Origin of the sequence: Shimia thalassica (genome assembly GCF_001458215.1) — a bacterium.
GTDB lineage: Bacteria > Pseudomonadota > Alphaproteobacteria > Rhodobacterales > Rhodobacteraceae > Shimia > Shimia thalassica.
Genome location: NZ_CYTW01000001.1, coordinates 1923748 through 1948956, shown reverse-complemented (window position 1 = coordinate 1948956; position 25209 = coordinate 1923748). Strand labels below are relative to the sequence as shown.

The window sequence follows — 25209 nt, the reverse complement described above, 5'->3', positions numbered from 1 at the left end:
TCTATGGACATTTATTGGTTGGTATTACTTAGATGCAAGATGGATTGGAATTGTTCCAGACGGGGCAAGTTTTTGGTTTCCCAGTAGACGTGAACCTAGTCATGCGTCATCTGCAGCAAGACATGCGAGACGACTGGTATGCCGATACACTTAGGTACACTGACATCTTTGCAGATCAAAATTATGCTGCTCAAGTTTTGTTGCGGTGTCTGAACGAATGGGGTGGACTGTATGTCGGCGACAAGCGTGTTCTGCGCGGCATCCCCAAAAAAGCATACGCAGAGCGATACTCCTTAGAAACAGACTTTTTCGATAGGTTCGTATATCAAGCTGTTTGCACATTTCTGATACCAAAGCTGGACCCGCTCCTTTCTCACCGCGTCTTAAGTTATAGGTACAACAGGGATAGTTTGGACCCAAAGTACCTCTTCCGTAGCAAAATCGGAAAGTGGTTAGACTACGAAGGCCTAACTTATCGGTTTCGAAAAGAAGGGTCCTATCTGGCCGTTACCGATGTGGGAAACTTTTTCGAAAACGTATCTTCCAAGCACTTAATCACTGAAATTCGAACCCTTGCGCAGAGAAGTGACTGCGACGGGTACGAGAAAGGACAAATACTGGCCGCAACTCGGATGCTTGAAGAACTTCTAAAAAACTGGTCGTTCTCTGGAGAGTTTGGCCTTCCGCAAAATCGAGACTGTTCGTCCTTCTTATCAAATATACTGCTCAGCAGTTTTGACTTTGAAATGCAAGAACAGGGATATGATTACTATCGTTATGTCGATGACATAAGAATCGTGTGCTCCTCCGAAAGTGAAGCACGTAAGGCGATCCAAACGTCGATAGGCTTACTCAGAGAAGTTGGTATGAATATCAACGCGCAAAAGACTAACGTTCTTTCACCGACAAGTTCAGATGCTGATGTGCAAGAGCTTTTCCCGTCTCAAAACCCTTTGGTCCTTGCCATTGATAATATGTGGCGTTCCAAAAGTCGCCGAGTCTTCATTCGATCTGTAGAATATATCATCCAAATCATTCAAACCGCGTTGACCGCAGGAGACACTCAGTCGCGATCATTTCGTTTTGCGGTGAATCGTTTGAGTCAGTTGATTGACGCAGGACTTTTTGATGTCGCCGGAGAAGAGGCTGACCAACTTCTAACTTACGCAATTTCTGCACTAGGGAGCGACGCTGTTTCAACCGACCAACTTTGCCGTCTACTGCTTGTTCTTCAGCCAAGTGATGTAGTTCTGATAGAAATACAAAATTTCCTTACAAACCGAAGCGCTTGTATACACGATTGGCAAAACCATCACCTTTGGATTTTGCTTGCATCGACGAAGTTTGACAGTGAAATTCTACATGAATTGGCGCTGAAGATAGTTTCTGCAGACCCTACTTCAGGCGAATCTTCAGGTGTATTTATCTGGCTTCAGTCGGTAGGTAACTTAGGCCCCATTGATTTGCTTCTAGAGAATTACAGCAATCTTTGGCCTTTTCAAAACCAGCGGTACTTCCTGTTCGCGGCGAGCGGGTTGTCCGCTGATCGGCAAAAGATACTTCGAGGTAAGATACCTGAAAAGCTGCTTGGAACAATGAAACGAGCAAGGAAAAAGTACCGAGCCGATGGCGTTGCCATCGTGGAGCGAGAGCGACCGTCGTTTTCGGCGCTATACGAAGACATCAAGGATTATTCATGACAATTGCTGTGTTTTCGTTCATTAAGAACTTTTCATCATCATCGATTTCTAGATTTTTCTTAAGCGATTTCAATGGTTTCCGAGAGGTTACCGCCAAGGAAGTCTCTAACTATGAAGGTTACCTTATCACGCACGACTATTGGATGATCTGCCGAGACCTCTTTGAGTCTGCGGGTGCGCTGCCAAGGAAAGTCATCGACCTCGATGAATATCGAGTATTCGTTTCTCGAAACAACAAGGATAGGTTAAGACGCGAAAAAATTGACATAATCGAAGAGATCAACAGAATCTACCCAACGAATTATGAAGCCTGCCAGCGCTACAAAAAGATATTTTATGGTGAAGTAGACGTGGATGCAGAAACGGTAAGCTCATTTCATGAAATCTTAACGGTTTACTACATCGAACTTTGCCGTCACGCACATATAAATGGGGAGTTTCATAGGTTCATTGAGATTGAAGTCCCTTGTCAACTAATTTGCTCATTGATTTCCTCTCAAGGCCTTCCTGTAGACAATGCGAAAATAACTGAATTTCGCGCACAAGCGCGACATGAGTATTACACCAATTTGAGGGATTTATCAGATAAGTTTGATGTGCCACTTGAACGCCCATCCAATAAAGACGTGGAAAGATATGCCGTAGCGAAAGGTGTGGACTTCGAAGAGTATAGCTTTGAATTTGTGTTGAACTTTATGCCTCAGATTAGAGACTACACAGAGTCCGTGCTTACACTTCGAGAATTGGATTTAACTCGGGGTGTCCTCGACAGTATAGCAGTCAAAGATAGTAGGGTTCATCCTGTGCTGGACACGCAGGGGTCAAGGACATCTAGAATATCTGTTCGCAGTCCATTCCTTCAAAGCCTTGCGAAAAGGTATAGGTCTATTCTGTGCGCAGCCGAAGGTTTTGAACTTTGTTATGTTGATTTTGACCAGTTTGAGGTTGGAATCATGGCTGCATTGTCAGGAGATCCAGAGTTGCTCCGCCTATTTTCTGAGCCTGACATGTATGAGACTTTCCGTATAGAACATCTTAACGGAGAAGGTTCACGTCAAGCGGCCAAGATACTATTCTTGGCTTATGCATATGGTATGAAACTAAATAACCTCCCCATTGTTGGCCAGAAATTCGGTGTGGGCCGATCCGTTGTTAGGAATGCGTTCAAGAAATTCAAACGCTATGAGATTTGGAAACAGGAAGTTCTGAAAAGTTTCAAAAAAACAGGTTTTGTTTCCACTAGCTTTGGAAACCGATTTTATTTCTTGGGATCCAAGCCATCAAATAAGGAACAACTTTCCGCTATTAGTCAGGTCGTTCAAGGTGAAGGATCACTTATTTTCAAGAAGGCTCTGATAAAGATAAGCAGGTTGGACAATATTCAGATGCTGTTGCCGATGCATGACGCCTTGCTCTTTCAGTACTCGGCTACAGATTCACCAGAAGTTGTCGTGGATGCGTTTAAAAAAACAATGTCAGAGCATTTTGAAGGCATTATTGAAGGGAAAGCATCAGTTGAGAATTTTGGAGTTTAATCGATATTTGCCAGTGTCCATGAAAGCTACAGCTTTTCTAAGCTGCGTTGCAGCGAAGGGTCGCTGATCCAATGTCCGGTAAGGGCCGTCCGCTACATTATTTTAAGGACCCGTTGCGCCAAGTTTTGACAGGTTACGATGCGGCGAGTGCGCGGTGGGGGATATGCGTCCCGATAAAGAGGGTCAAATCGGGACGCTGTTTGCCGTCTCCGTGTCTTGCTATAAATCAGACTACCGACAGGCATATCCTCTCATGTGCCATTTGCATTTCATTTGCATTTTACGCTGTTGACGGTGTTTCCTGCATTGTCACGCGCCTCACGTTAGTCAATGAATTCAATCACCTAGCGTGACGCGCGTGACGTCGTTTTTTGTCAGGGATAACTCGAAAACCGTTGTCCCTTTACGGGGACCCAGGGTTCGAATCCCTGTCTCTCCGCCACACTACATTGTAGTTACTTTGAATGGGTCGCTTTCAGCGGCCCTTTTCATTGGTTTCCAGCGCTTTAAAGAACCGGCGGCTGTCATCCCGGATCGCGTGGCGCTTCTCGGTGCTCATCCGATCGAGGCTTTTGTACATGAACCCCATACGCGGATTGCCACGCAGTTTGGCGTCATTGCGGCCGATAAAGTCCCAGTAAAGGTAGTTGAACGGACAGGCTTTGGGGCCATTCTTGACCGTCACCTTGTACGTGCACGATGCGCAATAGTTGGACATTTTTTTGATATAGGCCCCACTCGCCGCATAGGGTTTTGAGGCCAGCTGCCCCCCATCCGCAAACAGGATCATCCCCGAAACATTGGGCAGTTCGACCCATTCATAAGCGTCGGCATAGACCAGCAAATACCAGTTGTTGACCTCGTCAGGATCAATCCCCGCAAGAAGGCAAAAGTTCCCGAGCACCATCAACCGCTGGATATGATGCGCATAGGCGTTTTGTTTGGTTTCGGTGATGCACTGGCGCATACAGTTCATCTGTGTGACGCCGGTCCAGAAAAAGTCAGGCAAGGTCCTCTTGGCTTCGAGAAAGTTTTGCGACGCGTAATGCGGCATCTCATGCCAATAGATCCCGCGCACATATTCCCGCCATCCAAGGATCTGGCGGATGAACCCTTCGACCGCGTTCAGAGGCGCGTCGCCTTTGTGAAAGGCGGCCTCGGCCCGCTCGATACATTCCAACGGATTGAGAAGACCACAATTGAGGTAAAGCCCGATGTGGCTGTGATACATCCAGGGTTCCCCTTGGATCATCGCGTCTTGGTAATCGCCAAAAAAGGTAAGACGCCGCGTAATGAATTCGTCCAGCGCGGCCAAGGCCTGATCCCGGGTGACCGCAAAGTGAAAGGGATACAGATCGCCAAAGTGATCGGGAAAATGCGTTTCAACCAGCGTCATGATCTCTTGGGTCACCGAGTCTGGCTCCGCGCGATAGGTGTCTGGCACCGTCATTCCGGCAACCGGCGGTTTGCGGTTGTCCGAGTCATAGTTCCATTGCCCCCCGACCGGTCCGGTCTCGTCCATCAACACAGAGTATTTCCGCCGCATCTCTCGGTAAAAATACTCCATCCGCAATTGTTTGCGCCCTTTCGCCCAGTTCGAAAACTCGGCAGGCGTACATAAAAACCTGTCATCTTCCCGGATCGTTACAGGTATTCCCAAAATCGACGGCCAGCTCTGCATCTCGTTTGACAAACGGTATTCACTGGGGGCGGTTACGATCACTTCGTCGTAGTCGCCCTGCGCAAGAAAGCGTGCGACTTCCCCGACCAAGCTTCCTGAATTTTGGGGGTCGTCATATTTGACATATTGGAGGTTCAATTCACTCCGAACCAACTCGGCTGCAAAGTGGCGCATGGACGAGAACACAAACACGATCTTTTTCTTGTGGTGTTTGACATAGGTCGCCTCTGCGCGCACCTCGCACATCAAAAGAGTATCGTTTTTGGCATCGACATCGCGAAGGCTGGAAATATCGGAGCTAAGTTGATCCCCAAGTATCAGGCGTAATTTCATGATGTCTCTTGATCCTCGGATTCAATTCAACTGAGCCCCTCCGGCTGGTTTGCTGGACGGGTGACCATTGTCGTATGAGGCGACTTGGCTTGGTCGGGCAAAAAATCAATGCGCGGATCAAGAACCAGAGTCTGATAATCGCCAGGCGCAGCGCGTGCGCTCTGCCAAATGGTGTGTTGATCAATCTGGTGTTTTGCTGTGCGAGCTGTTCAAGCCGTTTTCGCGCGGGCTTACAGCCATTTCAGATGTCTGAAAACGAAGAACAGGACAAAACCAATCAGGATCGAGCTGACTGTAACGGCCCAAAATCCGAACGCGGCATCGACACCGGGCATACCACCGACATTGACCCCGAACAGACCTGTCAAAAACCCAAGAGGCAGAAAGATCGCAGCCACGATCGAAAGAACATAGCTGTTGCGGCCAAGTGCGGACATGTGAAGCATATCAAGATGATCCTGCACCGCACGCAAGCGATCAGACGTTGCTTCAAGTTCTTCCATTGTGCGGGCTGTCTGATTGGCAGTTTCAAGAAAAAGGTTGGTTGAATGCGCCTCGAGTGGCCAGATTTTACCATCGGCAAGCTCGGCAATTGCTTCGCTTTGGGGTCTCACGAACCGCCGCAACTTGATTACGCTTTGCCGCAGCCCCGCCAGTTCTGCAGCAAGGGTTGTTGAGGGCGACAGGGCATTTTCCTCAAAGGCGTCTGTTTCCTCGGCCAAAGAAAGTGACACCTTTTCGATCCGTCGTGTCAGCCCATGTGCCAGTTCCGCCAGAAACAAAGTGGTTGAAACGGGCGCCTGCCCTGCTTCCATTTGCTGCCGGATCGCATCGGCGGCCCAAACTTTGCGCACGCGGGCGCTGATGATCAACCCTTCGGTGACCCACAAGCGCAGCGAAACCATATCCTCGGCATCGGCACCGGGGTTCATGTTCACGCCCCGCAGGTTAATCACCAGCCCGTTTTCGACGCGGTCGCACCTTGGGCGTGTTTCCGACGCGACCAGCGCCTTGGCAACAGTCTCCGGCAACTGATGCATTAACCATGCTTCAAAAGCAGGGTCTCCGACGTCGAAATGAAGCCAGACATAGCCATCCGTTTTTGACAGCGTTTGCAGATCCGACGGCAATGCGATCGGCCGTGGAACCCCGTCAGAGGAAACGGCAAAGGCGCAGATGGGATTGGGCGTGGTGTGGGCCATGTGATGTCCTTCTCCGGCAGGGTCATTCGAATGCCTTTATCCGGTAATCATTGCACTTTTCAGATTCGCAGCACAACAAAGCCTGAACTGGCCTGTGCGGTGTTGATCCGGCACTCGGATTGTATGCGAAACCAAAGTAAAAACAGCATATTGTACGCGTAAATTAACGCTTTAGAGTGCGATATCTGGAGGGCGAATTTCCAACATATTTCACAAAAGCGCGGGAAAAATTCGAAGGATCCGAATACCCCAGATCAAGAGCAATCTCTTCTGTCTTTTGATCTGACGTCTTTAACGCCTCTTGGGCGTATTCCATTTTTGCCGCCAGTATTTCCTTGGCCGTGGTTGTCCCGAATTTTGCCAGCCTGCGAGAAAGCGTTCTGGCGTTCAGATGCACCAAATTGGCCGCGTCATTCACGCTGATGCCGCCGTTCGGGACCTGTTGACGCAACAAGGCACGAAAACCTGTCAAAAAATCTGAATCGGCAACATTGATTTCGTTGCTTATCTTTTCGTCTTGAGGCGCAAAAATGGACAACGGCGCGTTTAACCACGCAGAGGGAAACTGGACTTTCGAGCCCATATCATCCCCTTTCAATGCCGTAATCCGCGACATGTTTTTTGACAAAACGCCCGGATCGCTCAGCGTCAAGATCACCTGACTGGGGTCCCACACCGCGCCCACCGCTCTTTCGATCAACGAGAGTTTGAGACTGATCATAAACCCGTCATTTTGCGCCGGAACGATAAGAGGTTTGAACTTTCGATGTTCGCCAAACTCGGCCCTGACGCCTTGAATATTCAGGAAAGAAGTGACCGAAGAGGCCACTTGCGAGGACTGCATGACATAAATGGTGAGGAACTCGCCCAGAGTCTTTGCCTCGGACATTGCTTTTTGGATCATGGGCCAGCCGGTTGTGTCCAGCCCAGCGCCGACTTCCGAGCAAAAGGTTTTATCGTTGGTTGCTTCGGCACATTTCTGAAGAAACTGGTGGATGACCATGACATGAACCGAAGACTCCGGGTTTTCGACCGCAGAACGCGTCAACCCCACACTTTCCAGCACAGCGCCCAGATCAATGTCCCGCGCTTTCAAGGCTTTCAGCAAGGGCACAATAAGTTGCAATTGCACCAGCGGTAGCGAGTCAGGCATTTATGACAAGTTCCCTTTTCCAGACATATTTGGCGAAAATGATATCCAGTCCGCACCAAAAACTCTAGCTATCCGTCATTTTTGGTCAACTAAATACAGGTCTGTCTGATTATGACCGGAAGATTTGGATATTTCTGTGCTTAAACTAGATGGATGATTTGAGCGAAAAAATGACCACCGGGGAGTACGTCATGAAGAATTCTCGTTTTGTTGCTGGTGCAGTCGCCAGCTTTCTACTGACAATGGTGCCACATCTCGGCACCGCACAAGAAGACGCCGGACCGCCACCGATCCTGTTCACCAACGTAAACGTGTTTGACGGGTTTAACCCAGAACTCATCATGGATGCCAATGTATTGGTCGAAGGTAATGTAATCACACAGGTTTCGACTGACCCAATTGATGCCGATGGCGCATTTGTAGTCGACGGAACCGGCAAGACGATGACGCCTGGTCTGGTCGACATGCACACACACATCATGTTTGAAACTCCCGAAGGGACGAACTCATATCAGGACGAGTGGGATTTTGGCGGAGGTGGAGCGATGGCTGCGCAAGCGATCCGCGAAAATTACCTAATGAGAGGAATTACAACGATCCGCGATATCGCGGGTAATTCTCGGGGCGTTGCCCGCGCAGTCCAACGCGGCCTTTTGATTGCACCGCGGGTCTATACCTCCGGCGGCGTACTGAGCCACACAGGCGGCCATGGTGACTGGGGTGACCGCAATGACCTAACCGCAAATGACTACGGAGAAATCGTCCAAAACTCATTCAAAGTTGACAGTCGTGATGACGTAATCAAAGCGTCTCGTCGCAACTACCGTAACGGTGCGCATTTTACCAAGTTGATGGCCGGCGGCGGCGTGGCCAGCCGCTTTGATCCGTTGGAGATTTCGGCGGCGACGCAGGAAGAAGTCGAAGCGGCCGTGGAGATTGCAGAGAATTATGGCACATATGTCGCCGTTCACGCATATCACGACACTTCCTACCAACGTGCTCTGGACGCAGGCGTGCGCAGCTTTGAACATGGTTTTCTCGTCTCTGAGGACATCGTCAAGCAGATGGCGGCCAAAGGGGAGGAGGTCGTTTGGTCTTTCCAATGCTACATGAGCATCAATTCCTTCGGGTCTTACGAGACGATGCCAGACTTCTTCACACATGAACAAAAGCTCAAAGGTGTTGCCGTCGGCGAAGGGGCGAGAAATGCAGCCAAAATGATGTTGGAAAACGATGTGTTTATGATCGGTGGGGCCGATATGTTCGGCCCGGGTCTCAGCGAGATCGCCAAGGAAGACATCACCTGTAAGGTCAACGAGGCCGGATATCCCTCAGCACATGTCTGGAAGATGCACACAGGAAATGCAGGCAAGGTGCTCAAGTGGTCCGGGCCGCTCGACCCGTATCCGACCTATGCGATTGGGACAATCGCGCCGGACAGCTATGCGGATATTCTGATCTGGGACGGAAATCCTGTTGAAAACATCGACATGATTTTGGACGAAAGCAAGCTTCAACTCGTCATGAAAGACGGGCGAGCCTATAAAAATACTTTAGTGGAAGCAGACAGCATCATGTACCGCCCGGGTACGACCAAGGCATCAATAATGCAGTTCCAGTAAGCAAAATTGATGGGTGGGGCGGTTTATTACCTCGGCCGCCCCGCACCCTTGATGAAATCAGGACGCTTCCAATGAAAATGATCTGGGTGGTTTTGATGGTCCTCGGCTTTGCCCTGACATCTGCAATCGCTGAAGGCTTCTCGCACAGCGTGACAAACGAAAAGAAGCCATGGACCACAGATGCCTTTGAGGGCGACGTCCAGAAATTCACTTTTGCCATTCATTCTGATCTGACCGGCGGTGAACGTCCGCAAGTTTTCGAGATCGCGATGGCGCAACTCGCGCTTCTGGGGCCGGAATTTGTGATCAGCGTTGGAGATCTGATCGAAGGCGGCGGAACACGGGACGAGCTGATCGCGCAATGGCAGAGCTTTGACCAGCGCGCCGCCAAGGTTGGTGTGCCGATGTTTTATGTTGGCGGCAATCACGACCTTTCCAGCGCGCTTGAGCGGGACGTCTGGGAAGACCGCTATGGCCCGCATTATTATCACTTTCGCTATAAAGACGTGTTGTTTCTGGTGCTTGATACCGAGGACCTGTCCCAGACACGTCGGGACACCATCGCGACACAGCGCGCCGAGGCTGTGGAAATCTACAAAACGGTTGGTCCAGAGGCCTTTGCGAAAACACCCTATGCAAAAAGCCAGGAACGTGTGACAGGTGCGATCAGTGATCAGCAAGGCGCCTATTTTGTCGACGCCATCGCGCAAAACAAAGACGTTCGCCACGTTTTTGTCTTCACGCACAAACCAGCGTGGAATGCAGACGAAACCCGGTTTCACGATATCGAAGCCGCACTGGCCGATATCCCCTATACGGTCTTCAACGGACACGAACACTTTTACAAACATCAGAGCCGGTTTGGTCGGGACTATATTCAACTTGCCACAACCGGCGGGAAACAGTTTCCGGAACTGGGCATGTCCGAAGATCATGTGGTCCTCGTGACGGTTGCCGGCACAGAGGTCAGCATTGCAACTTTGATGCTGTCTGGCATCCGGGATCGGACGGGACACATACCTCTTGACGGCGAAGGCGTTTGTTTTGCTGTTGGATCATGCAAATGACAGGAGCAGTCACATGAGAGCATTCACGAAACACCTTTTGGGGATTACCGTGACGTTCACAGCCTCCATGGCGGCGGTGTCCGGTCTGGCCCAAGGGCTTTCTGGCCCGTCTTCCGTGGGCGCAGAACTGCAACCCGGAGATGGGTTGACCGATCCGCAATTCCGGTCGGATTTTCCACGCAATATCGCGCCGGGTTGGTACGAATGGAAAGACGGGCTGGCCGAAAACGGGTTCACGTTCAATCTGGATTACCTTTCTCTTGGGCAATGGTCCAATTCCGACCTTGGTGAAGGCGAAGCCGCAGGCGGGATCGCGCGGATTTATGGCAACTTGCAGGCAACCGACCACGGGTCTTTGACGTTCAAAATCGAGAACCGCCATGCCTATGGTGCCGTCGCACCACAGTTTTTCGGGTTTGACGGGGGCGCGTTGTCCGTGACGGGCACGGCCTTTAACGACAATGGAACGATGTTGACCAACCTCTACTGGACGCAACGTGCTCAGGACGGGTCCTGGACACTTCAGTTCGGGCAAATCGACGTGACGGATTTCGTCGATGTCTATGGTCTGGTCAGCCCCTATACCGGGTTTCAGAACCTTGCCTTCAATACAAATCCGACAATCAACGCACCCAATCCGGGCCTTGGTGTCGCGGGTGGGGTCAAGCTCGGCCAGAACTTCTATGCCGTCGGCAGTATCGCCGATGCAAATGCCGATCCCACGTCACCGGATTTCGATGTTTTCAGCGATGGCGATCTCTTCAAGAGCCTCGAAATCGGCTATACAAGCGGCTTTGAAAGGATCTATTTCGACAACATCCACATGACCTTCTGGCATGCCGATGCCGCGTCCGACGGATCACGGGCAGAAGACTATGGCGTGGCGTTTTCCGCCGCATGGTTTGTCGACAACAAATGGATGCCCTTTGTGCGCGCCGGAAGTTCCAAGGGCACAGCCGCACTCTATGAAAACTCGGTCTCGGTGGGTTTGGGCTATTACGGGCGCAATACCGACATGGCGGGGGTCGGTTTCAACTGGGCCGAAGCCAACGGTATTGCGGGAAACCAGAAAACCGTCGAGGCGTTCTATCGTTTCTCGCTGTCTCCAAGCCTGCAAATCACACCGTCGGTTCAATACATCAAAGATCCGTTGCTGAACCCTTCGGCATCAAGCGTTACCCTGTGGGGCGTCAGAGCGCGCATTGTCTTTTGATCCGCAACGCGGGCCTTGTAAGAGGACTTCCCTGCCCTTGCGCCTTGCGACCATTGCTGGCTGTTATTCCTGCTCCCAGGCCGGTTTTTTGCCAATGTGGTCCAGCAGGAAATCGATGAAGACACGCACCTTTGCCGACAGGACATTCGCTTTGGGATAGACCAGCCACAGAACGGTCTCGTCCGCGACCTGATACGCGGGCAACACTCGGACAAGCTGACCGTTGCGAAGCTCCTGATGCACGCTCCAGATTGAGTTGATTGAAATTCCCGCACCTGCAATCGTCGCGATTTTCTGGCTCAGCCCATCGTCAATGATCAGCTGCCCCTGCGAGTCGCGGGGGGAAAAGGCGCCGGTCTGTCCATTTGGTCCCGCCAATGGACGCGTTTCCTGATCCGCAAAAGAGATCAGGTTATGATCGATCAGATCCTCTGGACGTGCCGGTGTGCCATGTTCGGCAAGATAGGCCGGCGACGCACACAGAATGCGCCGGTCACTGGCCAGCTTTCGCCCCTTCAGGCTGGTGTCTTCCAGTGCCGAATTCCGGATCGCCAGATCAAAGCTGCCTTCGATCAGGTCAAACCGGCTGTCTGACAGGCGCAAATCCAGCGTAATGCCAGGGTAGGCTTTCAGAAACAGGGGCAATATGGGTGCGATATAAAGCTGGGCAAAGGTGCTGGGTGCCGTAAAGCGCAGCTTACCCGTTGGGGTGGCCTGTCCCTGCCCCAATGCGGCGCGACCGGCCTCCTCCTGTGCCAGCATCTCGCGGGCATAGGGCAGAAATTCCGCCCCCTCCAGAGACAGCGAAACCTTTCGGGTCGAGCGATGCAGCAGGTCCGCCCCAAGGGTTTGTTCCAGTTTCGCAAGGCGTGCGCTGGATACGGCAGGCGCAAGCCCCAAAGCACGCCCTGCGGCGCTGATGTTCAACTTTTCCGCGGCCAAAACAAACAGGCGTAGGCTGTCAGTATCCATCGTATTCTATCCAATACCCGAATTATCAATCAATATTTGCCCTGTTTTTATTCAAATCTCAATGGGTATCTTGAAGGAAGCCAGAACCGGCGCATTCGGCAAGAACATAAGGCTGGCGCCATTTTTTTCGGGCCGCACAAGGACATCTTCAATGCGAGACACACAGGACACACATGACTTTGCGCCCATCAATCGGGCCTATAACGCGGTTTTCAAACCGGACCGCTTGAGCGTTGGTCTGGTGGTGCCGCTTGAGGCCTATCCAAACAGTGCCGTGCCTGCGATGGACCAACATATCGAGCGGATACAGCGCGCAGAGGCGTTGGGCTTTTCGTCGGTCTGGCTGCGCGATGTGCCTTTCAATGTGCCGTCTTTTGGCGATGCCGGACAGGTTTTTGATCCATTTGTGTATCTCGGGGCGCTCTCTTTTGCGACACGCGACATCGCTTTGGGCGTGGCCAGCATCGTTTTACCTTTGCGGCATCCGGCGCATGTAGCCAAGGCCGCAGCCTCGGTTGATGCTTTGGCAGGGGGGCGTCTGTTGCTGGGTGTGGCTTCGGGTGATCGCCCCGAAGAATACCCCGCGATGAATATGACGTTTCCGGATCGTGGTGAACGCTTTCGTGACAGCGTTGCGTATATCCGCGCGATGAACGACAGCTATCCAACGCTGGAAAATGGCTACGGATCTTTGTCTGGCGGGATGGACATGTTGCCCAAACCCCAATCGGGTCGCCTGCCCCTTCTGATCACGGGGGGCAGCCAGCAATCTCCGGACTGGGTTGCACAAAACGGCGATGGCTGGATGACCTACCCACGCGATGCGGCCTCACAGGGCCGCGTCGTTGCAGACTATCGCGCGCGCATTACCCGTGCGGGAGGTTCGAATAAACCGGTGATGCAATCCCTGTATGTGGATCTGGTCGCTGATGCCGAAGCCGCCCCAAGCCCGATACATTTGGGGTTCCGCTCTGGCGTAACCTTTCTGCGCTCTTATCTGAAAGAGGTACAGTCATTGGGGATCAACCACGTGGCCCTGAACCTGCGCTTCAATCAGGCTGATATTGACACAACATTGCAGCGCCTTTCGGATGATCTGCTGCCCGACTTCTCTGTTTAAGGAAACTCTCATGTCCAAGATTATACTTATCACCGGATCGACCGATGGCATCGGTTTGTTGACGGCGAAAACCCTTGCCGCACAAGGGCACACGATCCTGTTGCATGGTCGAAGCCAGACAAAACTCGACGCCGCCAAAGATGAAATCGGTGGTACCACAGAAGCCTATATCGCTGATCTGTCCACAATGTCGGATGTCGAAAATCTGGCTTCGGAAATCCTCGCCCGTCATGACCGCCTTGATGTGCTGATCAACAACGCGGGTGTCTATAAGGTGCCCCAGATCAGAACGTCAGACGGGTTTGATGTGCGGTTTATGGTCAACACATTTGCGCCGTGGGTTCTGACGCAACGCCTGTTGCCGATTATCCCGCAAGAGGGTCGTATCGTGAACCTGTCGTCCGCGGCGCAGGCGGCGGTTGACCTGAGCGCCATGGCAGGACAAGGCGCACTGGATGATTTTGGTGCCTATGCGCAAAGCAAGCTGGCAATCACGATCTGGACACAGGAACTGGCGCGCGCCTTGCCGGACGGGCCAAGTGTTGTGGCGGTTAATCCAGGGTCGCTGTTGGCGTCGAAGATGGTCAAGGAAGGGTTCGGAGTTGCAGGCAATGATCTGAGCATTGGGGCCGATATTCTGATGCGCGCAGCGTTGTCATCTGAGTTCGATGGCGCCTCTGGCGCGTATTTCGACAATGACTCGGGCGGTTTTGCACAGCCCCACGCCACAGCACTTGATCCCGATCACGCGAGCGCTGTGATGAAAGAGATTAAAGAGATCACTGCAACGCTCTGAATGAAAAGGGTTTTGCCACTGCAGAAAAAGACAGAGGCAAAACCCGGCACGTTTTAAATCAACGGTGTGACGTGAATTGAAGTGAATCCGTAAGTGCGCCCGGTTGCCTGAGAAAGGCCATATACAAGCCCGTTTATTATATATCAAATCAGAATTATGAAGTTTGAATTGCGTCAATTTACCGTGAATGTAAGGTAATCTAAATAGGTCTCATCAAACATCGATTTGGAGACCCACGATGAAATCCATGATATTGAACGCCTATGGCGCAGACGCAAAATTCGAACCTGCCGAGCTGCCTCGCCCATCGGTCAAACCGGGCCATGTCGTTCTGCGCGTTGCAGCCAGCAGCGTGAACACCGTTGATACAATGATCAAAGGCATGGGCAAAGACCTGCCTCTTTCGCCTGACCTGCCTGCCGTATTGGGCATGGATTTTGCGGGCACCATCGAAGACGTCGGCGAAGGTGTTTCCGGATTCGCCATCGGGGACGAAGTCTATGGCTGTGCTGGTGGTTTGGCTGACCTTCAGGGTGCTTTAGCGGAATACATGCTGGCGGATGCAAGGCTGATTGCCCACAAACCCAAATCGCTCAGCATGCGAGAGGCAGCCGCCCTGCCCCTTGTTGGGATCACGGCCTTTGAAGGTCTGAAACGCGCCGGCGCCAGAACCGGACAAAAGGTTCTTGTGCATGGTGGCGCTGGTGGTGTCGGACACTTGGCCATCCAGCTGGCAAAGCATCTTGGCGCCGACGTTTATGCGACAGGCAGAGGCCAGACCCAGCTTGACGTGATCAGCGGATATGGGGCCACGGCGATTGATTTCACAACCCAGCAGGTTGCGGACTATGTTGCGCAACACACCGGCGGTGCGGGTTTTGACGTGATCTTCGACGCGGTGGGCGGTGCCAATATGTCCAACTCGTTCGAAGCGGCTGCCTTGAACGGTCAGATCGCTTCGACGGTGGCTCTGCTGGAGCTGGACCTGTCTCCGGCACATTTCAAAGGATTGACGCTGCATGTGATCTTTATGCTGATCCCGATGCTCTATGATCACAAACGCGAAGACCACGGCGCCATTCTTGCCAAGCTGGCCGAGATCGTCGACGCAGGGGCGCTCAAGCCTTTGCTGGATGAGCAACGCTTTGGGTTTGACGAGGTCGGAGCGGCCTATGACCGGCTGTCCAGCGGACAGGCGATGGGCAAAGTGGTCGTCGATATCTGAACCTGAAAGAAGGTTCACAAAAAGTTGCGGGCCGCGAGGGTGCAAACCACCTTCGCGGTCCTTATGTGTCTCTGACCCAACTTCCGACGCCTTTATGAGCAGCGACAATGAACGCCATCCCCAAAAACATGTTTTCCGATCCGGCCCCCGTGCCCTCGCCTGTGTTGCGTAACTACCCCGCTGGCGTGTGCCTGTTGAACCGCAATGTGTTTCACATTGATCGGACCGTGTCGCTTGCCCCGAGTGATGTCGAGAACTGGTTGCTGGATCAGGCAAACAAGGTCGAAGACACAACCGCGCTGATCGAGGGGTTTGGCGCGCGTCTGGTGCAGGCCGGACTGGGCGTTGCCCGTTTGGGTCTGAATGTTGGCACCTTGCATCCGCAGGCGTTGGGCTATGCGTGGAACTGGAACATTCTGGATGGGTTCTGCGATGAAATCATGCTGAACGAAGGCGTCCTTTCGATGGACGCCTATCGCAGCAGCCCCCTGTATCGCACCATGGAGTTTGGCGCGCAGGTGCAAATCTCGCTCGAGTCCGAGAGGCCCGAGCGCGACGGCGCCCTTATGACTGAACTCGCTGAAGCAGGGTTCACTGAATACCTCGCGGTTCCGCTTCCTACCAGAAAGACCAGAAGCAACGCCGTCACTCTTGCGACCTTGCAACCGGGCGGGTTCACCGATCTTCAGAAGCATACGCTTCACCGGCTGCTCAAGATCTTTGCCCTGCACGTAGAACGCCACGTTGCCGAGCGGATCACCGAAAATATCTCGCGGGCCTATCTGGGGCGCGAAGCGGCTCAACGGGTTGTGAGCGGCACAATCAAACGTGGCGGTGGGCGCCCGATCCGCGCGATTGTCTGGAGCTCGGACATGCGCGGCTTTTCCGGCCTGTCGGAAACCATGGACAACCAGATCACCGCCCAAATGCTGGACCGTTACTTTTCGGTCATGGCGGATGCGGTCATCAAACACGGTGGCGATGTGATCAAGTTCATTGGTGACGGAATGCTGGCCGTGTTTCTTCTGGAAGACTTTGACACACCCGAAATGGCGGCCAAGGCTGCGGCCACCTCTGCCAGAGAAGCGGTCGCGTTGCTGGATGCGTTGAACCTCGAGATGCAGGATGATCCCGACTGGGCGCACCTGCAAACCGGCATTGGTCTGCATTTGGGAGAGGTCTTTTTTGGCAATATCGGGTCGGCCAAACGTCTTGATTTCACCGTCATTGGCGAGGCCGTGAACATCGCCAGCCGGATCGAAGGGTTCTGTAAACCTTTGAACAGAAACATCCTGATGTCGGCGCCGGTTGCCTCTCTTTTACCTGAGAGTTTCGAGGATATGGGCACCCAGAGGCTTAACGGGATTTCACGTACTGAAAACCTGTTTGCACTCGGGGAATAGGCCCCTTGCGGTGCAGTACGTTCTAAATGTCGCCTCGTGCGAGCGTGACGGAAACCTTGAGGCCCGGCGTGGTGTTTTCAAGATGAACATTGCCGTCGTGCATCCGCGCCACCGCAGCCACAAGAGCAAGCCCCAGCCCCGCGCCGGGGTTTGATCTGCTTGGATCAAGTGTCTGGAACGGTTGGATTGCGGTCTTGATAAAGGCGTCGGGCATGCCGGGCCCTTCGTCGCACACTTCGATACAAAGCCCGCCATCCTGATCCACTAGCCGGACATTGATTGTGCTGTTGTCCGGCGCATAGCGCAGGGCGTTTTCAAGGATGTTGGACAGCACCTGCATCAACAGGGCGCGATGCCCGTTGATGGGTTTGGCCGTGCCAACACCTAACAGATTTACGCCGCGCTCTTCTCCGACAGGGGCATAAAGTTCGACAGCGTCGCGCACCAAGGCATTCATATCCACCGTTTCGAAATCGGATTTAGGCAGGCGGGCCTCTGCCCGTGCAATCTCTGTCAGATTGGCAAAGACGCGCAGCAAATGGTCCACTTCTTCAAGCGCCCGTTTGCCGGCTTTGTCGCGATCCTGTTGTTCTGCGTCCTCCAACAGTAGCGTATCCAGATGGGTGCGCAAACGGGTCAAAGGGCTGCGCAGATCATGCGAGAGACTGTTGGTCGTTAGTTGCAGATTGTTGACGAGCTCTTCTATCCGGCCAAGCATATCGTTCAACGTCACGGCCAGCCGGTCAAATTCATCCCCTGTGCCCCGCACCGGAATGCGCCGTGCAAAATCACCGGCAACGATGGTGTTTGCCGTGTCGGAAATGTCTGTAATCCGGCTAAAGACAAGCCGCGTCAAAAGCCAGCTTGTGATCAAGCTGAGCACAAAGGCCGCGATCAATGCGAGACCTGCGGATTGCACGAGGATCCGGTCGAATTTTTGTCGGCCTGACGCATCGCGGCCCACCAATAGCCGCGCATTGCTTTCCAGACGGATTGAAATCGCGGCAATGGGCACTTCTTCTTCGCTGTCGGTGCGCACCAGATCAAGTTCGACCCAGCCCCCGCCAGGTTCAACCGATGTGGGCCATGTCGCGAGGTTGCCGGAAATGGTGCGCCCGCGGTAATCCGTCAAAAGATAGATGGCATCCTGTTTGGTCGAACTTTGCACACGGCGGTCGATGGCAGCGGCCAGTCCAAGCAAACCCAGACGTTCAAAATCATCCGACAAGCCGGTGATTTCGGCCTCAACGACGCTGCGTGTTTCCTGTTCGATGATCACATTCGTGGTCACATAAACAATGCCCAGCACAGACACGGTAACCACACTGCTAAGCAGGATGCTGGCAAGGATCAGTCTGGTTCGGGCATTGAGAAACATGAAACTCAACCTGCGTCAGACAGGATGTAACCGGCGCTTCGGACGGTTTTGATCAATTGGGGTTCACCGGGACCATCCAGTTCGCGACGCAATTTGCTAATGTGGACATCGATGATGTTTGTGTGAGGATCAAAGTTGTAGTCCCAAATCCCCTCAAGCAGCATTGTGCGGGTGATCACGCGGTTCACGCGCCGCAGGAAAAACTCTAGAATCTGAAATTCGCGCGGAGTCAGCACAAGCGTTCTGCCCGCACGCGTGACACTGCGCCGCTCAAGATCCATTGTCAGGTCTGCACAGGTCAACACACGGCTTTCGGTGTGATCCTGCGGACGCCGCATAAGCGCCTCAATACGGGCGTGGAGTTCCTGAAAAGAAAAGGGTTTGACGAGATAGTCATCCGCGCCTGCTCTCAATCCGCGCACGCGTTCGTCAACGGCGCTCATCGCGGTAAGCAAAAGGATCGGCGTGTTGATCCCTGCGGCACGAACCGATTGCACAACCGCAAGCCCATCCAGTTCGGGCAGCATCCGATCCAAAATCAACGCGTCCATCCCGCCATCTGTCGCCAGATACAGACCGTCGCGACCGTTGGTGGCGGTTTCCACAACATAGCCCTGTGCCTCGAACCCTTTGCTAATAAATTCAAGGGTTTCCGCATCGTCTTCGACGACAAGAATTCTGCGACTCATGGGCCAATGTCCTTTCATCGTTCACGCTACACGCAATGCAGGCAAATTTGAAATTGCACATTCCAAAGCCACCGGGAAAAGGATGCCCGGTGGCCTGGGGAAACGATGTGTGTCTTACCGTGATGTTTAACAAGGCCGCATTATTGCAAAAGCGGCCTTGCTCAAACGGGTCAACTAGGCAATCTCGACGGCCAGAAACAACGATTGTCCCCCGCGATTGATCAAGACCAGCGCCGGATCGGTCTTTTCGTTCTGCAACGCGTCTTTCAGGGATTGCAGCGTCTGAACGTCTTTATCGCCCAGTTTAACAATCACATCTCCGCTTTGAATGCCTGCTTTGGCTGCGGGGCTGTCAGATACCACTGACATGATCACCATGCCGGTTGCGGTTTCATCGACGCCAAGTGCAGACCGGTTTTCAGGGGTAAGCGGGGCCACTGACACGCCAAGAAACTTGGTTGCTTCACCGTCTTTTGTGGTCAGATCATCCACATTGGCGCGCGCGCTTTCGTGTTGACCAATGGTGACATCCAGAACCAGGCTTTCGCTATTGCGGATCACGCTGACCTTCGAGACCTCGCCCGCCTGTGCGGCGGCCACGAATTTGGGAAGATCGCGGCTTTGGGAAACGGCATTGCCGTCAAATGCGGTGATCACATCCCCAACCTTGATCGACCCATCCGAGGGACCGTCTTTGACAACTTCTGACACCAGCACGCCGTTTGATGTCTCTTGTCCAAGAGCAACCGCGAGATCGGGAGAGATGTTCTGAATAGAAACCCCGAGCCAGCCACGATCAACCTGACCGTCATCGCGCAGGTCATCGGTGATCAACTCGACAATGTTCGATGTCACCGCAAAGCCGAGCCCCACCGAGCCGCCGCTTGGGGAAAACATTGCGGAATTCACGCCGACTACTTCGCCGTCCATGTTGAACAGGGGGCCGCCCGAATTGCCTTTGTTGATCGCCGCATCGGTTTGCAGAAAGTCGGCATAAGGCCCCACGCCGATGCTACGGTTCTTGGCAGAAACAATGCCGCTGGTCACGGTACCGCCCAGACCAAAAGGGTTGCCGACGGCAACAACGTCTTCTCCGACGCGAATTTCGTCAGAGTCTCCTAAAGTCACCGTGGGAAGGTCTTTGCCCGCATCGATGGACAACAGGGCAAGGTCGGTCTGTGGATCGGTCCCAATGATTTCCGCGTCAAACTCGGTGCCGTCGCTCAGGCGGACGGTGATTTCAGTGGCATCGTCAATCACATGGAAGTTGGTCACGATCAGACCGTCTTGTTCCAGAATGAAACCGGACCCCAGTCCGGTGCTGGGCTTGCGTTGCGCCCCTTGGGGGCCCTGACCTTGAAACCCGAACTGCTGCGAGAATTTTTGCGATGGCATGTTTGGATGCCGTTTGGACGTTGGCATCATTGCGGGCGCATCGTTTTCGGCAATGATTGTCACAACCGTCGGGCCAACTTGTTCCACCAGATCGGCCAAAGCCGCGTCTGCGTTTGCCGCACCTGACAACAAAAGCGCGCCCGTCAATGTGGTTCCCCCGACAAGGGTAGAAAGGCGGCGCCAGTTTTGATGTGTGGATGTTTCAGTCATGTCGTGTCTCCTTGAAACGTCAGTGGCCTTACCGGCCTTGACCAGACACTTAGGCGGTCGACATGAAAGGCACCCTTAAGCTAGATTAAGAAACCTTAATGTTTGCGGTGTGACGCATCATGAAACGCGGATCACAGCGGCGACACGGTAAAATTCTCGAACGCCTTTTTGAGGTTTTCCGTATCCGTTTCGCTCCAGTCTTGTGGTCGGGTTACGGAAATCCATGCATCAATATACTCGGACGCGACAAAGTTATGGCCATAGCCCTGTGACACCGTGGTGGCCATCGGGATGTCAAACCCGACCTGAAGGAAGCTGACGATGGGCACCCATCGAAAATGGGGCGAGATATCGCGCCCACGGTCTTTGCCCAGCCATGCCGGTTTTCGAAACGCCATGCCGGTTGAAAAGAACGTCATCGGGTCGCTGGGATGCTGAAGATAGGTCACCCGGATGCGTTCCCATTCCGCAAAGCCGCCCGGATCAAACCCGTCTTGTGTCATGAACCGGATCACAGATCCGTCCCGATAACGTGGGCGCCACTGCGGAGAGCCCGCCTCGCGGTTTTTGGTAACGCTGGCCCATGTGCTGCTGGCAAAGGGCGGCCCCACCCAGACCGCGCCGTCAATCGGGTCAGAAATGAGTTCGATCAGGTCCGTTGAATTCTCCGATCCCAGCGCGCCAAGGCTTAGTCCAAACAGATAGATTTGCGGGCGTGTGTCCTCGGGCAAGGTTGTCCAATGGTTATAGACGGCAAGAAACAGGGCTCGCGCCGCGGCTTTGGGGCGGTCCGGATCGATCAACAACGTGAGCCAGCTGGGTAAATAGGAATACTGCATCGAGACGATAGACAGATCGCCCTGATGCAAATAGGCGACCGGCTGAATGGCGGCAGGGTCAAGCCATCCTGTGCCTGTTGGCGTCGCAATGATCAGCACGGAACGCTCGAACCCGCCTGCACGCTCAAGATCGGACACCGCGAGGGCTGCGCGTTCTTCAAAATCTGCGCCCGTGTTAAATCCGGCATAGACGCGCACGGGTTGTTGTGCGGGGCGACCCGTCAACTGTTCAATGTCTTCGCGGTCTGGGCCATTGGTCAAAAACCGTTTTCCGTTTCGTCCGATGTCGTCCCAGTCGATCAACATCTCTGCGTCGGAAAACTCTGCTGGCACATCAACACCATCGTCGAACACCATATCCATTTCGGCAAAGGCTTCATCCATCGCAATCAATATGTTGCGCACGACCAACCCATCCACCAATGCCCCAACGACCAGTGCAACACACAGTGCCCCCATTCCCAGCGACAGCCTTTGCGGCAGGAATTTATTCACCCAGCCTGATACCCGAAGGGACAACCGCCGGAGCCCACGCACCACCAACAAAAGAACCGTCGCCGACACAATGGCAACGCCCAGCACCTGAAATGGATAGGCGCTGTCGACCAGTTCCATTTCCATCAGGGTTCTGATCGAATTCTGCCAAACGGACATCCGGTTTAGGGTCAGGATTGACATCACGCTTGCAACAGACAAAGCCGCAAATCCAAGCCGGACTTTCCATGCCCCTTTGATCAATGGGATTTCAAGGAACGTCAGAATGCTGACAATCAGAAACCCGAGCCCGTATCCACAGACAAACGAAACGCCTGACAATGCGCCTTGGATGGTTGGAATGCGGGGCAAAAGAGACGGCGTTAAAGAAAAACAGAAAAAAGCCATGCCAACCACAACACCCGTAATGGACAATGACGTCAGAAAACGGGACAGGGTTTGAGGCATCATGTCCAACAATTGGTGTGTTCGGGAAGGCGGCATGAAACCACTCCAAAGCTGTCAAAACCGTTCATAGCGCCGTTGACTTTAAGGATGAAACAGGTCGTTCCGCCAGCATAGAATGTCTTGTCCGAAACGCGAACCCAATCGTGATGTTGCCGACTTTTGGTGGCCATCGCGGGGCGCTTTGCTTCATTCGGGAAATTTAGCGTCGTTCACAACGTCGATAACAAACAAATCGGGCGCTCCGACCGAAACCGAAACGCCCTCATTAACATCATCGATGGTCGCTGGATTAACCGCGAAAACCCATTGCGACGACGAATTTTTCGGAACTGTCCGACCGGCTGGATGGGGGCTTCATATTCATCACCTTGGTGAATTTCTGCTTGAGCAGTTTTTGCAATTCTCCTTCGGCCCCGCCTGCCAGAACCTTGGCCACGAAGGTGCCGCCCTCTTCCAGAACATCAAAGGCAAAATAGGCCGCAGCCTCGCACAGCGAAATGATACGCAGGTGGTCGGTCTGTTTGTGACCCGAACTGGACGCCGCCATATCCGACATCACAACATCGGCCTTGCCGCCCAGCCATTCTTTGACCTTGAGGTCTGCATCGTCTTCCATGAAATCCAGCTGGTGAATTTCGCAGCCCGCAATCGGTTCGACCTCTTGAAGATCAACCCCGAGGATGCTGCCAACCCGTTTGCCGGGCCGTTCATCCAGCGCATTCACGCGTTTGACGGCAACCTGACACCATCCTCCCGGCGCGCAGCCAAGATCGACGATGCGGGCCCCCGGAACCAGAAACCGGTATTTGTCGTCCAGCTCCATGATCTTGAAGGCCGCGCGCCCACGATACCCTTCGGCCTGAGCACGTTTTACATAAGGATCGTTCAACTGTCGTTGCAACCAACGCGTCGAGCTAAGCCGACGCCCGCGCGCCGTCTTCACCTTGACCTTCAGATCGCGCTGTCCGCGCCCCGAGTTGTTTTTGCCAGTTGGTGTCTTTGCCATCGTGTCATTCCTTCGCAACGCGCAATGTTTCCCAAAAAACCTTGCGGTTGGAAAATCCTCTAGAAGAACTCTCTTTACCCTTTAAAACGGGCCACCTTCAAGTACACCATCCGCACTCATCTGGGCATAAAGCAAACCTTCGCGCAGGCCACGGTCCGCAACCGACAATCTGTCGGTGGGCCAGCAGCGCAACAATGCCTGCAAAATCGCGGATCCCGACATGATCAACGCCTGACGATCCTGCCCGATCCGGGGATCGCGCCGCCGCCCTGCCGGTCCAAGATCCAGATATCCGCGTATCACCTTGTCGATCTGCTCGCTGGTCATCCGCAGCCCGTCGACCTTGGTACGGTCATACCGGCGCAGCCCCAGATGGCTTGCGGCCACTGTGGTGACGGTTCCCGATGTGCCGACGATCTGAAAACCCAAACTGGGAGGCACATCTTTGTAAGGCGCAAATTCGGTCAGGTTTTCTTCAAAGAACCAGCTCATCAGCGCAAACCGTGCCGAGTCGTCCTCGACATCGCTGAACTGGTCACGAAGCGTTGCCACACCCAATGGTACCGAAATCCAGTCCAAAACCTTGGCCGCCGGAAACAGGCTGTCTCCGGCATGAAACCCTGTGTGCAGACGCATGATGGCCTTGGGACGATCAATCTTGGGCACCTTTGTCATGTCGATCCAGACCAGTTCGGTCGACCCGCCCCCGATATCTACCACCAAAAGCTGTTCGGTATTGGTGCTGACCAGCGGCGCACAGGAAATCACGGCCAGACGTGCTTCTTCCTCCGGCTCGATGATTTCAAGCTGAAGTCCGGTTTCTCGGCGCACCTGCTGAATGAATTCTTTGGCATTACGGGCCCGACGACAGGCCTCGGTCGCCACAAGACGCATGCGCCTGACTTTGTGTCGTTTCAACTTTTGCTGGCAGATTCTCAGGGCCTGAATGGTGCGACGCATCGATCCGCGCGACAACCTGCCCGTGCTTTCGAGACCCGATCCAAGCTGGACGGATTTGGAAAAGCTATCGACCACATGAAACTGGTTGCCCTTGGGTTGGGCAATCAGCATACGGCAACTGTTCGTACCCAAATCCAAGGCGGCATAAAGCTCACTTGGATCGGGCGGTTTCGGCGCGGGGCTTTCAACCGGTTTCGGGAACGCGCCCGCACCTTTGGGACGCTTGGGCGCCATAACTTACGCCCTCCATTTCGAGTTACCTTCAACCTATGTCGTCATGTGGCTTCGTGCAATCCCCAGCCGACCTCATCAAGATCATTAGATATTTTCCAATGAAAGCCGCGTAAGGGCCGGTTACAAGCCCTGAGGTCGCGGAAAGAAGTTGTTCTGTCGAAAACGTACATAAGCGATGCCCAAGCGTGAATTAGAGAAAAAAGACCAAAACCGAGGAATCAGATATGCCCGACGTCACTATCGTTTACTGGAGAGACATCCCTGCACAGGTCATCGTGGGCAAAGGGCGCCGTGGCGCCAAGGTTCAATTGACTGAACGTTTTGAGCAGGCAATCGACCGCGCGGCCATGAAAATTGGTGCAAAAGACGCTGACGCGTATCTGGCGGAGTGGCGCAAAGCCACCCCATATCCGGTTGAAGGTGAAGCAGCAGACGTGGTTGCCGCCGAAGCAGCCCGTCTCGAGGCGGAATACGATCAGGCCCGTTTGAAAGCCTTGATCGACAATGAAGGCCGGGAATGACCCGCAACGCGCT

General features: G+C 53.5%; 20 protein-coding genes. 10 read left to right on the top strand and 10 right to left on the bottom strand.

The features are described from left to right. The first annotated feature begins 32 nt into the window (after positions 1–32). Both PH7735_RS08770 and PH7735_RS08765 read left to right on the top strand, forming a co-directional pair. Positions 33–1700, top strand: coding sequence for an RNA-directed DNA polymerase (locus PH7735_RS08770; protein WP_058310870.1), 1668 nt, complete (start codon positions 33–35; stop codon positions 1698–1700). After that, complete coding sequence (locus PH7735_RS08765) at positions 1697–3235, top strand: DNA polymerase (protein ID WP_058310869.1); 1539 nt, start codon at positions 1697–1699, stop codon at positions 3233–3235. The genes PH7735_RS08770 and PH7735_RS08765 overlap by 4 nt, the downstream gene beginning before the upstream one ends. 475 nt (positions 3236–3710) lie before the next feature. Here PH7735_RS08765 and PH7735_RS08760 read toward each other — a convergent pair whose 3' ends face one another. The 3 genes from PH7735_RS08760 to PH7735_RS08750 all read right to left on the bottom strand — a co-directional run bounded on the left by PH7735_RS08760 (position 3711) and on the right by PH7735_RS08750 (position 7604). Next, a complete protein-coding gene (locus PH7735_RS08760; protein WP_058310868.1) occupies positions 3711–5249 on the bottom strand; it encodes a cryptochrome/photolyase family protein in 1539 nt (512 codons plus the stop codon). 230 nt (positions 5250–5479) lie between these two features. Beyond that, on the bottom strand, positions 5480–6451 hold the full coding sequence (locus tag PH7735_RS08755) for a zinc transporter ZntB (protein WP_058310867.1): 972 nt from the start codon (positions 6449–6451) through the stop codon (positions 5480–5482). A gap of 163 nt (positions 6452–6614) precedes the next feature. Next, positions 6615–7604: a helix-turn-helix domain-containing protein gene (locus tag PH7735_RS08750; protein ID WP_058310866.1), complete on the bottom strand. Its 990-nt coding sequence runs from the start codon at positions 7602–7604 to the stop codon at positions 6615–6617. Positions 7605–7795: 191 nt separating this feature from the next. On the opposite strand from PH7735_RS08750, the gene PH7735_RS08745 reads away from it, so the two are divergent. The 3 genes from PH7735_RS08745 (at position 7796) to PH7735_RS08735 (ending at position 11506) form a co-directional block, all read left to right on the top strand. Next, on the top strand, positions 7796–9226 hold the full coding sequence (locus tag PH7735_RS08745) for an amidohydrolase family protein (protein WP_158503202.1): 1431 nt from the start codon (positions 7796–7798) through the stop codon (positions 9224–9226). Between the two features lie 71 nt (positions 9227–9297). Further along, complete coding sequence (locus PH7735_RS08740) at positions 9298–10293, top strand: metallophosphoesterase family protein (RefSeq protein WP_058310864.1); 996 nt, start codon at positions 9298–9300, stop codon at positions 10291–10293. A 13-nt stretch (positions 10294–10306) separates the two neighbouring features. After that, positions 10307–11506: a carbohydrate porin gene (locus tag PH7735_RS08735; protein WP_058310863.1), complete on the top strand. Its 1200-nt coding sequence runs from the start codon at positions 10307–10309 to the stop codon at positions 11504–11506. A 63-nt stretch (positions 11507–11569) separates the two neighbouring features. Here PH7735_RS08735 and PH7735_RS08730 read toward each other — a convergent pair whose 3' ends face one another. Beyond that, complete coding sequence (locus PH7735_RS08730) at positions 11570–12478, bottom strand: LysR family transcriptional regulator (protein WP_058310862.1); 909 nt, start codon at positions 12476–12478, stop codon at positions 11570–11572. 151 nt (positions 12479–12629) lie between these two features. Here PH7735_RS08730 and PH7735_RS08725 point away from each other — a divergent pair, with 151 nt between their 5' ends. The 4 genes from PH7735_RS08725 (at position 12630) to PH7735_RS08710 (ending at position 17022) form a co-directional block, all read left to right on the top strand. After that, positions 12630–13598 (top strand): LLM class oxidoreductase, encoded by a 969-nt coding sequence (locus PH7735_RS08725; protein WP_058311213.1) that lies wholly within the window; start codon positions 12630–12632, stop codon positions 13596–13598. 10 nt (positions 13599–13608) lie between these two features. Continuing rightward, positions 13609–14394 carry an SDR family NAD(P)-dependent oxidoreductase gene (locus PH7735_RS08720; RefSeq protein ID WP_058310861.1) on the top strand — a complete coding sequence of 262 codons (786 nt, stop codon included), beginning with the start codon at positions 13609–13611 and terminating at the stop codon, positions 14392–14394. A gap of 238 nt (positions 14395–14632) precedes the next feature. Next, on the top strand, positions 14633–15619 hold the full coding sequence (locus PH7735_RS08715; RefSeq protein WP_058310860.1) for a zinc-dependent alcohol dehydrogenase family protein: 987 nt from the start codon (positions 14633–14635) through the stop codon (positions 15617–15619). Positions 15620–15726: 107 nt separating this feature from the next. Beyond that, positions 15727–17022 (top strand): adenylate/guanylate cyclase domain-containing protein, encoded by a 1296-nt coding sequence (locus PH7735_RS08710; protein ID WP_058310859.1) that lies wholly within the window; start codon positions 15727–15729, stop codon positions 17020–17022. A 22-nt stretch (positions 17023–17044) separates the two neighbouring features. Here PH7735_RS08710 and PH7735_RS08705 read toward each other — a convergent pair whose 3' ends face one another. The 6 genes from PH7735_RS08705 to PH7735_RS08680 form a co-directional block, all read right to left on the bottom strand. Further along, complete coding sequence (locus PH7735_RS08705) at positions 17045–18400, bottom strand: sensor histidine kinase (RefSeq protein ID WP_058310858.1); 1356 nt, start codon at positions 18398–18400, stop codon at positions 17045–17047. 5 nt (positions 18401–18405) lie between these two features. Then, positions 18406–19089: a response regulator transcription factor gene (locus PH7735_RS08700; RefSeq protein ID WP_058310857.1), complete on the bottom strand. Its 684-nt coding sequence runs from the start codon at positions 19087–19089 to the stop codon at positions 18406–18408. 174 nt (positions 19090–19263) lie between these two features. Beyond that, a complete protein-coding gene (locus PH7735_RS08695; RefSeq protein ID WP_058310856.1) occupies positions 19264–20694 on the bottom strand; it encodes a Do family serine endopeptidase in 1431 nt (476 codons plus the stop codon). 131 nt (positions 20695–20825) lie between these two features. Continuing rightward, complete coding sequence (locus tag PH7735_RS08690; RefSeq protein WP_058310855.1) at positions 20826–22511, bottom strand: alpha/beta hydrolase; 1686 nt, start codon at positions 22509–22511, stop codon at positions 20826–20828. Between the two features lie 253 nt (positions 22512–22764). Further along, entirely contained in the window at positions 22765–23481 is a 717-nt protein-coding gene (locus PH7735_RS08685) for an RlmE family RNA methyltransferase (protein WP_058310854.1), read from the bottom strand. A gap of 81 nt (positions 23482–23562) precedes the next feature. Then, positions 23563–24675, bottom strand: a complete 1113-nt coding sequence (locus tag PH7735_RS08680) for a Ppx/GppA phosphatase family protein (RefSeq protein WP_058310853.1) — start codon at positions 24673–24675, stop codon at positions 23563–23565. 224 nt (positions 24676–24899) lie between these two features. Between PH7735_RS08680 and PH7735_RS08675 the strand changes: the two genes are divergently transcribed. After that, a complete protein-coding gene (locus PH7735_RS08675) occupies positions 24900–25196 on the top strand; it encodes a virulence factor (protein WP_058310852.1) in 297 nt (98 codons plus the stop codon). Positions 25197–25209: the final 13 nt, after the last annotated feature.